The 13,743-nt window shown below is 38.7% G+C and carries 13 protein-coding genes; 6 read left to right on the top strand and 7 right to left on the bottom strand.

Features of this window, described 5'->3' with window-relative positions; genetic code table 11:
* Positions 1-650 (top strand): 3-oxoacyl-[acyl-carrier-protein] synthase III C-terminal domain-containing protein (locus QZ620_RS04485; protein WP_295179493.1); only part of this gene is annotated, 650 nt, incomplete at its 5' end.
* 45 nt (positions 651-695) lie between these two features.
* On the opposite strand, the gene QZ620_RS04480 is transcribed toward QZ620_RS04485, so the two are convergent.
* The 3 genes from QZ620_RS04480 to QZ620_RS04470 form a co-directional block, all read right to left on the bottom strand.
* Positions 696-893: a hypothetical protein gene (locus tag QZ620_RS04480; RefSeq protein WP_295179491.1), complete on the bottom strand. Its 198-nt coding sequence runs from the start codon at positions 891-893 to the stop codon at positions 696-698.
* Positions 886-1,128: a DUF2007 domain-containing protein gene (locus QZ620_RS04475; protein ID WP_295179489.1), complete on the bottom strand. Its 243-nt coding sequence runs from the start codon at positions 1,126-1,128 to the stop codon at positions 886-888. Before QZ620_RS04475 ends, QZ620_RS04480 begins: the two co-directional genes overlap by 8 nt.
* 66 nt (positions 1,129-1,194) lie before the next feature.
* Positions 1,195-1,917, bottom strand: coding sequence for a hypothetical protein (locus QZ620_RS04470; protein ID WP_295179487.1), 723 nt, complete (start codon positions 1,915-1,917; stop codon positions 1,195-1,197).
* Between the two features lie 192 nt (positions 1,918-2,109).
* Here QZ620_RS04470 and QZ620_RS04465 point away from each other — a divergent pair, with 192 nt between their 5' ends.
* Both QZ620_RS04465 and QZ620_RS04460 read left to right on the top strand, forming a co-directional pair.
* A complete protein-coding gene (locus QZ620_RS04465) occupies positions 2,110-2,670 on the top strand; it encodes a fasciclin domain-containing protein (RefSeq protein WP_295179485.1) in 561 nt (186 codons plus the stop codon).
* A gap of 129 nt (positions 2,671-2,799) precedes the next feature.
* Positions 2,800-3,378: a DUF4136 domain-containing protein gene (locus tag QZ620_RS04460; protein WP_295179483.1), complete on the top strand. Its 579-nt coding sequence runs from the start codon at positions 2,800-2,802 to the stop codon at positions 3,376-3,378.
* Between the two features lie 74 nt (positions 3,379-3,452).
* On the opposite strand, the gene pheT is transcribed toward QZ620_RS04460, so the two are convergent.
* The 3 genes from pheT to recG form a co-directional block, all read right to left on the bottom strand.
* Entirely contained in the window at positions 3,453-5,885 is a 2,433-nt protein-coding gene (gene pheT, locus QZ620_RS04455; RefSeq protein WP_295179481.1) for a phenylalanine--tRNA ligase subunit beta, read from the bottom strand.
* Between the two features lie 132 nt (positions 5,886-6,017).
* The gene (locus tag QZ620_RS04450; protein WP_295179480.1) at positions 6,018-6,923 is read right to left on the bottom strand and encodes a hypothetical protein; all 906 of its coding nucleotides are present in this window, start codon (positions 6,921-6,923) and stop codon (positions 6,018-6,020) included.
* Between the two features lie 143 nt (positions 6,924-7,066).
* A complete protein-coding gene (recG, locus tag QZ620_RS04445; protein WP_295179478.1) occupies positions 7,067-9,166 on the bottom strand; it encodes an ATP-dependent DNA helicase RecG in 2,100 nt (699 codons plus the stop codon).
* A gap of 161 nt (positions 9,167-9,327) precedes the next feature.
* On the opposite strand from recG, the gene QZ620_RS04440 reads away from it, so the two are divergent.
* The 3 genes from QZ620_RS04440 to QZ620_RS04430 are packed head-to-tail and all read left to right on the top strand — an operon-like array spanning position 9,328 to position 13,233.
* Entirely contained in the window at positions 9,328-11,406 is a 2,079-nt protein-coding gene (locus tag QZ620_RS04440; protein ID WP_295179476.1) for a M1 family metallopeptidase, read from the top strand.
* A gap of 1 nt (position 11,407) precedes the next feature.
* Positions 11,408-12,310 carry a patatin-like phospholipase family protein gene (locus QZ620_RS04435; protein ID WP_295179474.1) on the top strand — a complete coding sequence of 301 codons (903 nt, stop codon included), beginning with the start codon at positions 11,408-11,410 and terminating at the stop codon, positions 12,308-12,310.
* Positions 12,310-13,233 carry a patatin-like phospholipase family protein gene (locus QZ620_RS04430; protein ID WP_295179472.1) on the top strand — a complete coding sequence of 308 codons (924 nt, stop codon included), beginning with the start codon at positions 12,310-12,312 and terminating at the stop codon, positions 13,231-13,233. Before QZ620_RS04435 ends, QZ620_RS04430 begins: the two co-directional genes overlap by 1 nt.
* Here QZ620_RS04430 and QZ620_RS04425 read toward each other — a convergent pair.
* Positions 13,217-13,738, bottom strand: coding sequence for a hypothetical protein (locus QZ620_RS04425; protein WP_295179470.1), 522 nt, complete (start codon positions 13,736-13,738; stop codon positions 13,217-13,219). The genes QZ620_RS04430 and QZ620_RS04425 overlap by 17 nt on opposite strands.
* Positions 13,739-13,743 lie beyond the last annotated feature (5 nt).

The following is a 13,743-nucleotide window of genomic DNA, read 5'->3' as shown; positions in this document are numbered from 1 at the left end:
CAGTTTCAGTAGCAGATCAATTCATCAAGACGGGAATGTATAAGAACGTACTGGTCATTGGTAGTGAAAATCATAGTGGTGGTCTTGATTTTACGACCAGAGGGCGATCGGTTTCAGTTATTTTTGGTGATGGGGCGGGAGCAGCCGTACTCACGAGAAGTGATCACAACGGGCAGGGAATTCTTTCCACACATTTACATTCTGAAGGGAAACATGCACTTGAATTGTCACTAAAAGGACCAAGCACGAACCACTGGGTGCCAGAGATCATAGCAGAGAATCCACAAGGAGATGATATTCCTTACTATCCTTATATGAATGGGCAGTTCGTGTTTAAAAATGCGATCCAGAGATTTTCAGAAGTGATCAATGAAGGGCTTAAGGAAAACGGACTTTCAGTTTCAGATATTGATATGCTTATCCCGCACCAGGCGAATTTGAGGATATCTCAATTTGTGCAGCAGAAATTCAAACTTGCAGATGACAAGGTTTATAATAACATTCAGAAATATGGAAATACCACTGCGGCTTCTATTCCCATTGCTCTTACTGAAGCCTGGGAACAGGGTAAAGTAAAACAAGGAGATACCGTGGTGCTGGCTGCTTTTGGAAGTGGCTTCACCTGGGGAAGTGCAATTATTAAATGGTAGTGAAAAAATTGAATTTAAAAAGACCGGCAATTGCCGGTCTTTTTTTTAAACGCCTTTATAGTATTTATAAAGATCGTAAATCCCGAAGAGAATAAATCCCGCGGCGATCGCAGTTCCGAAATTATCGGTTTCTATCGCAGTTAGTTTTTGATAGAGTCTAAAGCTTCCGTAGCAAACAAAAACAATCCCAAGGATAAGATTCCATTTGTTACGTTGAGGTCTTTCTTCAAGTTCATTATTCATTATCGAAGTCATTTGGGAATGTAGACTTAGCGATCTTCAAAGCTTCGTCAAAATCTTTTTCAAAAACGAATAATAATACCATCCCGTGGGTGGAACCAAAACCAGCAAGTCTGGCCGACTCCACATCGTTTCTTATCCTCGAATGGATATTGCTTTCGCCAAAAAGTTCCTGCAAATATTGCACATTGGTTTCTGGTCCGGTATAAACTCTTTTATATTCTTCTGAAGTACTCATATTTTACAAGATAAGATTACAAAATACGAATATATCGAAGTATTCAGCTACTTAATCAAAATTTAATTAAGCGTTGAAATATTTACTGTCCCAAATTTCTGTACTAAAGTTTTTCCCCATTTTGAAGCCATAAAATATAGAGATCCCGGCAAACCATTTGAAGATAAAAAAGAATATCATAAAAAACTGAGTAGTGGATTGCTGCGGACTAAATAAACCATCGGGAACCAAAAGAGCGGTAAGAAAGCTGGTGATAAGTAATAGCGCAAGAAAATTCTCAAGAGTTTTAAAGGGCCACATGATCATTCTTCTTAAAGGATGGAGATCATTTCCCCATTTATGGATGAGGTAATAATAATCATTCCCCATTGGAGCAAATAATAGTGGATCATCAGCATTCTTCAGCTTAAACAACTTAGAAGGAGCTATGATCTTAAAACCTTTTAAAGTAGTGTCATGTTCATTCTCCAGACTTTTGATCCTGGTAATCGCTTCGTAAGGAATTTCAGATTTAAACAGTCCGGAATCCAGGAACCTAAGTCTGTAAATCACACATAACTTATAGATATCATCTTTATGATAAATTCGGTTTGATTCCAACAAATCGAAATTAAGATCATTCGATTCCTCTTGTATTTCCTGAAGATTTTTCTGAATAGTTTCTTCCCGGAGGTTGTCCTGGATCAGGATCTCGCGAACCTCATCCATGATCAACTGCTCATCGATACGTTTACTCCGTGTTTTATTTAATTGATGCTGTAGATTCGTGCGGGATATTTTCAACTTCATGTTCATAGTCTTTAAGCTGTACTAAATTAATTATTAAGCTCAAGACTAACAACGACTTACTATATTTTTTGTGCTAATAATCAAAACTTTAGGAGATGTTCTATCTTGTTAAAAGAATCCCAATTGCCTTCAATTTAAAAACCGTTGAAGCAGCCTACGCGTAACTTAGATACATAATCAAAACAAATAATTATGAAAAAGTTACAATTACTAAGTTTACTAAGTTTTTTATTCATCGCGACTAGCGGTATTGCTCAAAATTCAAAGGACACTAAAATGGTTGGAGGAGCTGAAATGTACCCAACAAAAAATATCGTAGAGAATGCGGTCAATAGTAAAGATCATACAACTCTGGTTGCTGCGGTAAAGGCTGCTGAACTGGTAGAGGTATTGAGCAGTGATGGGCCATTTACAGTATTTGCTCCTACAAACAAGGCTTTTGAAGCACTTCCTGAAGGAATAGTAGAGACTTTGCTAAAAGAAGAAAACAAAAGTAAATTACAGTCAGTTTTAACGTACCATGTACTTGCAGGAGACTTTAAAGCTGCAGACATCGTAAATGCTATCAAAAAAGGAAACGGAAAAGCAACTTTCAAAACTGTAAGTGGTGCAGATATCACTGCTATGATGGATGGTAAGAATGTAAAGGTTAAAGATGCTGCTGGAAATGTAGCTACTGTAACTATTGCAGATGTAAATCAATCAAACGGAGTGATCCACGTAATTGATACAGTTCTTTTACCAACAAAATAATTCAGAATATCTGAAATTGTGAAAAAAGCGGCTATTAGCCGCTTTTTTCAGTTAAATAAAAGTCAAACCGGGTCTGTAATTTTACTATTCTGTTCTTTCCGTTTACTTTCAGAATTATAAAAAAAAGCTATGAAAAATTTGAAAACATTTCTCGTTATAAGCATTGTGGCACTAACCCTAGCTTCTTGTGGAAGTAGTGCTCCAACGGCAAAAGACGATCTAAAACAATTAAAATCTTATGACACTTATGCCTTCTTGGCGAATAAGGATACCATCCTGAATCGCAAACTGGATAATAAGGCGATCAATTCAACGATCGTGGCGACCATCAATGCGAACATGAAAGAAGAAGGTTTTAGTCTTGATAAGCTACAACCTGATGTTCTTGTGTATGTTCACCCGATGTTCGATGAAAAGGTAGCCGTAAATGCAAATCCTGTTTACACGAATTACCCATATTACAAGCCGGGCTTCTTCATCGGATCCTATTACGAAGATTACCTGTATGAAAACTATTTTACAATTCAAAGAATTAGCGGATCCAGAGTGAAGCAGGTGCCATATCGTGAGCGCTCGATTGTTATTGACCTTATAGATCGAAGAACGAACGAGATCTTATGGAGAGGAACTTCCGAAGAGACTATTGAGACTAAGAGAATGGATCGTGAGATTCGTGAATATGTTGATGAGATCTTTAAAGATCTGTAATTTGAAAAATGATCTGAAATAAAAAAACCGTACTCGATGTACGGTTTTTTTATTTTGATACTACATAGCGAATATTAGCGTAATTCTGCTTTTAGTTCCTTTTCGAATCTATACTGAAGCTTACTCATCATCTTATCTACTTGCTTGTCTGTAAGTGTTTTGTTTTCATCCTGAAATACAAAGCTAACTGCGTAACTTTTCTTGCCTTCCGGAAGGTTTTCACCTTCGTAAACATCAAACAGGCTTACATCTTTCAATAATTTCTTTTCCGTTTGTTTTGCGATTTGATCGATCTCATCGTAAGTCACAGAATTATCAAGAAGTAAAGCAAAATCTCTTCGCATGCTAGGATACTTCGGAATAGCACTAAACTTATTCTGATGTTGTTTAGCAACTTCTATGATTTCATCCCAGTTAAAATCTGCATAAACCACTTCCTGATCTATATCAAATTTCTTCAGAATTGACCTTTTAACCACACCAAAGTCTACCAGTTTAGATTTTTTCGTACTCATCTGAAGGCTTTCAGAAAATACAGAGCTTTTACCAGTTTTGGTTTTAAGTGTGTTCAAAATTCCTAATTTCTGAAAAATCGATTCGATCACCCCTTTCAGGTAAAAGAAGTTTCCAGCAGGGAAATTTGGTGCATTCCATGTCTCAGCAGTTCTGTTACCAGACATAAACAACGAAAGATGTTTCTTTTCTTCCCTGCCACTAACAAAAGAATGATAGGTCTTTCCGAATTCAAATATGCGAAGATTGCCTCGTTTCCGGTTTAGATTGTAACTAATAGCTTCCAGCCCTGAAAAAAGCATGGTTTGTCGTAAAACCGAAAGATCCTGACTTAGCGGATTCAACATTTTCACCTGGTACTCATCTCTAGCATCATCGCTAAAGTCATTATAAGCTGGCGTAGTTAGCGAGTTGGCCATGGTTTCATAGAATCCCTGTCCTATAAGCTGTTGAGCGATAAGATTCTGAATCTTGTAATCTTCGTATTTTGAGGAGTTTGCTACAGATAAACTTAGTTTATCGCCAAACTTGATGTTATTGTAACCATAGACTCTAAGGATCTCCTCGATCACATCAGACTCTCTCTGCACATCCACACGATAAGAAGGGATCGTAAGCCCCATCCCGGTTTCTGTAACATTATTCACTCTGATCTCAAGAGAAGCAAGAATAGATTTTATAGTTTCTTCCTCAAGATTCTCACCAATAAGTTTGTTAACCTTCTCAAAGGTTAGGAAAACCTGGAAATCGTCGATCTTTTTGAAATAGAGATCATCAATATCGCTAGTGATCTCACCACCGGAAATTTCTTTGATTAGCAGAGCAGCTCTTTTTAAAGCATATTCTACCGAGTTGATATCAATTCCTCTTTCAAACCTAAAGGAAGCATCGGTATTGATCGCATGTCTCTTTGCAGTTTTTCGAACGCTTACAGGGTTAAAGTACGCGCTTTCAAGAAATATTTGCGTAGTACCTTCAGTCACTCCGCTTCCATGTCCGCCAAATACTCCGGCGATACAAAGAGGTTTTTCAGCATCACAGATCATGAGGTCTTCAGCATGCAATTCGCGTTCGACTTCATCAAGTGTTGTGAATTTAGTTCCTGCCTCAACGGTCTTAACGTTGATCTCGTTACCAGCGATCTTACCGGCATCAAATGCGTGTAGTGGCTGTCCCAGTTCATGCATTACATAATTGGTAGCATCCACAATATTGTTCTTTGGAGCAAGTCCAATAGCTTTCAATCTATTCTGAAGCCATTTCGGGGATTCACCAACCTTTACATCAGAAATGGTTACCCCGCAATATCTTGGAGCAAGATTAGAATCATCTACTTTGATCTGGATCTTTAGACTTCTGCTATCAACATGAAAACTACTAACTGAAGGGGTGATGAGTTCAAGAAATTTACCCTGTTGCTGGTAGCCTGCTTTCAAGTCCCGGGCAACGCCCCAGTGACTCATTGCATCTGCACGGTTAGGTGTAAGGCCAATTTCAAAAACTTCGTCGTTCTCTACCTCAAAAAGCTCAGCAACCGGAGTTCCGGGAACCAGCTCATTATCCATCACCATAATACCTTCGTGACTCTGGCCTAAACCAAGTTCTTTTTCAGAACAGATCATTCCGTAGCTTTCTTCACCACGAATTTTTCCTTTTTTGATTTCCCAGCTTTCACCTTTCTCATCATATAGTACTGTACCAATAGTCGCCACAGGAACTTTCTGTCCTGCTGCGATATTTGGAGCGCCACAAACAATCTGTACTTCTTCACCGTTTCCAAGATTCATTCTGGTGAGGTTCAACCTGTCTGCATTTGGATGAGCTTCACAGCTTAAAACATGACCAACAACTACGCCGGCCATACCTCCTTTTACACTTTGAAAAGTATCAATACCTTCTACTTCCAGACCAAGATCTGTAAGAAGTTCTCCGGTAGTCTCTGCATTTTCAGGTAGTTTGATAAACTGTTTTAGCCAGTTGTATGAAATCTTCATGGATTAGTCTTTTTCAGCCAGCAAAGATAGTATTACAGATGGTTTTGTCATAATCTAGAATCCTATTTTGTAGACCTTAAAAAACAAAGGAGACCATTGATGTCTCCTTCGCTGTTTTAAAGTTTAAAATCTTTAATCTTTACGGGTAAGATTCATTGTTCTGGATTTGTTCCAGCCACTTTCGGTTTCTTCATAAACTGCCCATTTAACCAAGCCGTCTTCTTTTGTAATATCGTGTTTAAATCTAAGCTGTTGGTTGCTATCATCGAGATAGCTCTCTACGATCTGGTATTGATCTGGTCCCATTTCCTTTACTTTCATCTTTGAATTTGAAATTCCTTCAGGCGCATTTCTTCGCATAAAGACCACATCAAATTCATCTTCCAGTGGATTGTACACCATGACTCTTTTACAACATGGCTTACTATCACCTGTATCATGATCCACAACCAGCATGGAACCAGCTTCATCAAACGAAATACGGTTTGAACTATTGGTCGTATTCATAACTTCACCATTCTGGTAAACCTGGGTTTCATTATTCCAGTTACCAATTAGAAAGTTAAGTTGTTTGTCCCTGTTTTCAATAATAGCAATCTTAGCCAGACCCGCTTCCATGATCAAATCATCCTGTTCATGATCATGCTTTTCAGCAATTGCAAGAGACTTTTCTATGTATTTAACTGCTTCATCTTTTTTATCCATTTCCAGCAAAACATCCGAAAAGGAATCATAAGGATTGGCTTCCTGTGGATATTCATCGATCTGAGCCTGGAACAATATTTTTGCGGCTTCCAGATCATTTTCTTCCTGCATCAATCTGTAAGCTAGAATATTCAAGGGTTCAGCCATGCCTTCGTAAGCGGTATTTGGATTGTTCTTCTGGTAGCTCTCCAAAACAGCTTTTGCACCCTGGTTCTTATAGACCTGGTAAAGTTCATCTACAGTTTCCTGCGCCTGATCCTGCGCATTCATACTAAGAATTAGAAAGAATAATAATGTTCCAATTATCCATTTAAGTTTAAAATTTCTGCCCATGATTTATTGAATTTTGTGGTTATACCGAAGCTATAAAGGGGCATTCTAAAGTACAGAATAGGTTGAGGCAATTTGCCGGGGGTAAGTCTTCTAAAGATAACTAAAATTTAATCAATTGATTGTCAGTAACTAATAAGATTCGGTTAGCTAATGTAATTCCAGATCGTTTTGTTCTTGACCAGCCGTGAATAGGCGTTTTTCACAGTGCTGTTTTTTTCATTCTCCAGGTTTGGATCTTCTTTGAGCAACCTGTTGGCATAAAATCTGGCCGATTGCAGAATTGCATTATCCTTCACGATATCTGCGATCTTCAAATTAAGAACCCCGCTTTGCTGAGTTCCCATAAGATCTCCAGGACCTCTTAGCTTCAGGTCAACTTCAGCGATCTCAAAACCATCGTTGGTAGAAGTCATTGTTTCTAATCTCGTTTTACTGTCGTTGGAAAGTTTATGACCCGTCATAAGGATGCAAAAACTCTGTTCAGCACCACGCCCCACACGTCCTCTTAACTGGTGCAACTGCGAAAGACCAAATCTTTCAGCACTTTCTATGATCATCACACTGGCGTTAGGAACATTTACTCCTACTTCGATCACGGTAGTGGCAACCATAATAGCTGTTTCTCCCTTGACAAAACGATCCATTTCAAAATCCTTATCGGCAGGTTTCATCTGGCCGTGAACAATAGAGATCTGGTTCTCTGGAAATTCTCTGGCGATACTTTCATACCCATCCATAAGATCCTTGTAATCCATTTTTTCAGATTCCTGTATAAGCGGATATACGATATAAACCTGCCGGCCTTTCTGAATTTCATCTCGGATAAAAGCAAAAACCTTTAAGCGATTGCTATCATAGCGATGAACGGTTTTAATAGGTTTACGACCCGGAGGTAGTTCATCAATGACCGAAATATCCAGATCTCCATAGAGACTCATTGCCAGAGTACGCGGAATTGGAGTTGCGGTCATAACCAGAACATGAGGTGGAATATGGTTCTTCTTCCATAACTTCGCTCTTTGTGCCACTCCAAAACGATGTTGTTCATCGATCACAGCAAGACCAAGATTTTTAAATTTTACTTTGTCTTCAAGGAGGGCATGAGTGCCAATGAGAATATGGATCTCCCCAGATTCCAGTTGTTCATGGATCTCCCGGCGTTCCCTGGTTTTAGTTGATCCCGTAAGCAATCGAATATTCAATTTTAGTTCTACACAAAGTTCTACTAAACCCTGATAATGCTGAATAGAGAGAATTTCTGTAGGAGCCATCAAACATGCCTGGAAATTATTATCGAGCGCAAGGAGCATGGACATTAAGGCAACAATGGTCTTTCCGGAACCTACATCTCCCTGTAAGAGCCTGTTCATCTGGGCGCCACTTCCCATATCACCTCGTATTTCCTTGACCACACGTTTTTGAGCATTGGTAAGTTCGAACGGTAAATGATTGCTGTAAAAGTCGTTGAAAATATGACCTACTTTGTCAAAATTGAAACCCTTGATCTTTTGTTTGTGCATAAGGTTTCTGCGTAGTAATTGCAGTTGCACATAAAAAAGCTCCTCGAATTTGAGTCGGAACTGCGCTTTTGCCAACAATTCCTGGTTCTTCGGAAAATGAATATTGAATAGTGATGCCGCCTTTCCCAGAAGTTTTAGTTCTTCCAGCAATTCCGGATTCAGACTTTCAGAAAATTTCATCCCGGTTTGTTGCAGCACTTCCTGCATCAATTTCATGATCACTCTATTAGTAACTCCTTTCTTCTGAAGTAATTCAGTAGAAGGATATACCGGTTGCATCGCTACCCTTAGATTTCTTTTATAATCTGATACCAGTTCAAGTTCCGGATGTGGCATACTGAACATCCCACTGTAAAAATTCGTTTTTCCGAAGATGACATAAGGCGTATTCAATTTGATGTTTTCCCTTATCCACTTATGGCCTCTAAACCAGACCAGCTCCATTCTTCCGGTGTCATCAACAAAATCGGCTACCAGCCGTTTGCCTTTCTTCTGTTCAACCATCTTTAGATGGACGATCTTGCCAACAATTTGTACTTCCGAAGAGTTTTGCTGCAATTGTGCGACCTTATAGAAACCTGTTTTGTCTATATATCGATTAGGAAAAAAATTGATGAGGTCTCGATAGGTGCTGATGTTGAGTTCCTTCTTAAAAAGGTCGGCCCGGTTAGGACCAACACCTTTAAGATACTCAATAGGGGTTTGCAGCAGGTTCTGGATCATAAAAACGAAGATATTAAATACGTTTGATTTACATGGGCGGCGGTGTAGAAACTCGTTTTAATCTTCAGGAATATCTTATAACAGCTTCAATTTTTTGTAATTTGCATGAGATATTTTAATTCTGAATGCGATATTTAACAGCACTTTTTTTAATTCTGAACATGTCCCTTATACATGCTCAGAAGATTCGTGATAACCAGGTAGAACGATTTGATTTTCAGAAAGTGGATGCTCACCTTAAAATTGATCCATCTCGAAAAAAGATCGAAGGAAACGTACTCTATAAGATAGAGGTACTTTATCCTGATGACAGCTTGTTCATAAACGGCAACAATATGCATTTTGAAAATGTACAGCTGGATGGTAAAAGCATTGATTTTTCAGTAGATACAGAAGGAATCTATATTCTTCATGACTTCAAGGTGAATGATAGTATTTCCTTATCCCTTAACTATGAGGTAACTCCAAAAAAAGCTGTCTATTTCATCAATTGGAATGATCCTGATATTGCCGAAGAAGAAAGGCAGGTTTGGACGCAGGGTCAGGGGAAGTACACTTCCAGCTGGTTGCCAAGTATCGATGATATGAATGAGAAAGCAGAATTTGACCTTAATTTTGAATTTCCCGTTTCTTACGAACTCATAGCCAATGGCGAAAATATTAGCAGTGAAATTATAAACGATTCCGTTAGACAGTGGAAATTCAATATGGAAGAACCTATGAGTTCTTATCTGGTTGGTTTTGCAGCAGGTAAATACCATTCTAAAACCAAAACATCAACTTCAGGAATTGAGATCCAGAATTATTATCTCCGGCAGGATTCTTTACTGCTGGAGCCAACTTACAGGCATTCTGCGGAGATCATGGATTTCTTTGAACAGGAAATTGGTATAGCGTATCCTTGGACTAATTATAAGCAGATTCCCGTAAGAGATTTTCTGTATGCTGGTATGGAGAATACAGGAACTACTATTTTTTCTGAATCTCTTATGGTGGATTCCATTGGTTACCATGATCAAAATTATGTTAATGTAAATGCACATGAGCTAGCTCATCAATGGTTTGGAAATCTTGTTACCGAGAAAAGCGGGAAACATCACTGGTTGCACGAAGGATTTGCCACTTACTATGCATTATTAGCTGAAAAAGAGATCTTTGGAGAGGATTATTTTTACTGGAAATTATACCAGTCGGCAGAGGTTTTAAAGGAATTAAGCGATTCAGGAAAAGGACAGAAATTATTGTCTTCAACCGGAAGTTCCAGTACTTATTATCAAAAAGGAGCCTGGGCTTTACATATTCTAAGTGAAAAAGTTGGTGAGGAAGCTTTTAGAAAGGGCATAAAAAGTTATCTCGAAACTTATGCTTTTAAGAATGTGGAAACCGATGATTTTCTTGCGGAAATGGAACTTGCTTCGGGAATGGACCTTAGTCAGTATAAAACTGACTGGTTAGAACAGTCAGCTTTTAAAGCCAACCAATCGCTGAACGCTTTAAGAGAATCAGAATTTATCAAATCTTACCTTGAGCTTGCTGCACTGCGGGAAACTCCGCTAGAAACGAAACATGAATATCTGGATAAAACCCTGGACTTCCCTGTAAATGATTATTTAGGTCAGGAGGTAGTATATCAACTGGTCGGCGAAAATTCAGATTTAAGCAGGAGTTTATATAAAAAGGCATTTGAGTCTAACAATCTATATGTGAGACAGGCGATCGCTACCAGTATGCAAATAATTCCGCAGCAATTACAATCCAGTTTTGAAAGTTTATTAGATGATGAATCTTATCTCACCATCGAAAAAGCATTGTTCAAATTATGGGAAAGATTTCCGCAGAAAAAAGTAGATTATCTAGAGAAAACCAGGAATATCGACGGATTCTATAATAAAAACGTACGTATGCTCTGGCTAACCTTAAGCCTGGTAACTGCCGAATTCGAGCCGGAAAAAACTTCTGAATACTTTGAGGAATTATCAGGTTACACAAATCCATCAAATCCATTTGAAGTAAGGGAAAATGCCTTTGGATATTTATACCAGCTAGGAGCTTTTAATGAAGCTAGTTTGGAGAGCCTGTTGATGGCAACAGATCATCATGCTTACCGGTTTCGGGATTTTGCAAGACAGTTGCTTGATGAATTGATCGCAAATGAGGAATATCGAGAGAAATTGATAAATGTTTCTGCAGACTTAGAGGAGAAGCATAGCAGATATTTAAACTCTAAAATTTCAAGTTAGGATGAGAGCACTCGTAATTTCAGGAGGAGGAAGCAAGGGAGCTTTTGCCGGCGGAGTTGCGCAGTATCTTACTGAAGATCTGGGGCGCGATTATGATCTTTTTATAGGAACCTCTACAGGAAGTTTGCTTCTTTCCCATATGGCTCTGCATAAGGCAGAGAAAGTTAAAAAAGCTTTTACGAGCGTTAATCAATCCAGCATCTTTAGTAGCAGACCGTTCCTTATTAAAAAGAAGCACGGGCAGGAAACAATCAGCATTAACCATTTTAACGTTATTCTGAATTTTCTAAAAGGAAGTAAAACCTTCGGCGATAGTTTAAATCTCAAAACCCTGCTTCAGAAGACCTTTACGAAAGAAGAGTTTAAACAACTGAAGGATAGCCATAAGGAAGTTGTGGTTACTGTTTCCAATCTCTCTCTAAACGAAGTGGAATATAAGAGTATCAAGGACTACGATTACGATGCATTTATAGACTGGATCTGGATTTCCTGCAATTACACGCCATTCATGAGCCTGGTCACCAAAAATGGATGTGAATATGCTGATGGTGGTTTGGGAAGTATGGTGCCTATTGAGGAAGCGATTAAGCGGGGTGCCACAGAAGTGGATGCGATCATCCTACAAACTGAAGTAACTTATTTCAACAGGATGCCTTCAAAGAATGTATTTTCGCTCATCACCAATCTTTTTGCATTTATGCTGGACAGGATCGAAACTCAGAACATCAGAATCGGAAAATTTTCAGCAGCGAATAAAGATTGTATTATCAATTTTTACTATACTCCAAGCGTTCTAACAACGAATTCTCTTATTTTTGATAAGGATAAAATGCTGGAATGGTGGGAGAGTGGTTATGAGTTTGCCAAGTACAGAAACGAAGAAATTAACGAAATTGAACCTTAATGCGAGCACTGGTTATATCTGGAGGAGGAAGTAAAGGCGCCTTTGCCGGCGGCGTGGCCCAACATCTAATTCAGGAACAAAAAAGAAGGTATGATCTTTTTTTAGGTACCAGTACCGGCAGTTTGCTTATTCCTCACCTCGCTGCAGGAAACATCCAGAAGGTTTACGATGTCTATACCAATGTCACCCAAAGAACGATCTTTAGCGTCAACCCTTTTGTAGTGAAGAAAAAAGATGGTCGGGAATATGTGACGATCAATTACCTCAATACGATCTGGCAATTTATAAGACAGCGCCGCACCTTTGGGGAAAGCAAAGCTTTACGTAGAAGCATTCGAAAGAATTTTTCTCAGCAGGATTTTAACGAGCTTAAATCCAACATTAAGGACGTGGTCGTAACTGTATCCAATCTATCCAAAAACAGGGTGGAATATAAATCTATCCACGATTTCGAGTATGACGACTTTTGTGACTGGATCTGGATAAGTTGTAATTATATACCTTTTATGAGTCTCGCGACCAAAGATGGTTTTGAATATGCAGACGGTGGTCTGGGATGTGTGGTTCCTATCAGGGAGGCTATTAAACGCGGTGCTACAGAAGTGGATGCGATCATTCTGGAAGCCGAAAATATGGAATACAATAAGGTTCTAGGTAAGAATCCTTTTTCATTAATGGTCAACCTCTTCGGTTTCTTATTGGATCAGGTCGAGTACCATGATATTGTGGAGGGGAAACTGGCAGCCATGAATAAAAAGGTTAAGCTGAATATCTACTATACCCCGACTAAGCTTACCGAAAATTCTCTTGTTTTTAACAAAAAAGATATGACCGACTGGTGGCAGCAGGGTTTTGAGTATGCCGAAAAGAAAGAAATGGAGCGTAAAGCTGCTAAATCTTCCTGGTTTAAGCTAGGTTTCTAACTTCCTGTTTGATGAACCCTAATGCAGCTTCGGTAGGTGATTGTTTTTCCATCATTGCCTCAAGAATAACTTTTCTTAAATCATCCGGATTCGATACAATTTCTTTACCTGAAGCATTTCTGATCATGCTGATCATAGCATTTTTCGAAGTTCTTATATAGTCCCAGCATTCATTGCTAACATAGATTTGCTGCGCTAGATTATGCTCGAATTCCTGTTCAATATTAGCTATTAATAAACTTGTATAAGCTGAAACATCTTCAGCAACAGGCTCAACCCGAAATAGTAGTTTACCGGGAGATATTCTCTCCAGGAATAAGGTCAGTCGTTCGTATGCCTGTAATCTAATGGGTAATGAAGTTTTTTGTTTCTCTCTAAGCAATAAAAACCTTCTACGATTTTCCTCATTACTGGAATAGGTGTGAAAAAAGTAAAAACTTACCAAACCAACAATTACTGCCGGAAGTATTCCAAAGATCAATTGAAAAACATCAGATTCGTTCATAAGTA

The organism is uncultured Christiangramia sp., from assembly GCF_913046405.1.
In the GTDB taxonomy this organism is placed as follows: Bacteria; Bacteroidota; Bacteroidia; order Flavobacteriales; family Flavobacteriaceae; genus Christiangramia; species Christiangramia marina.
Note: the sequence above shows the minus strand (reverse complement) of the source record. Positions and strands in the feature narration are given on the sequence as shown.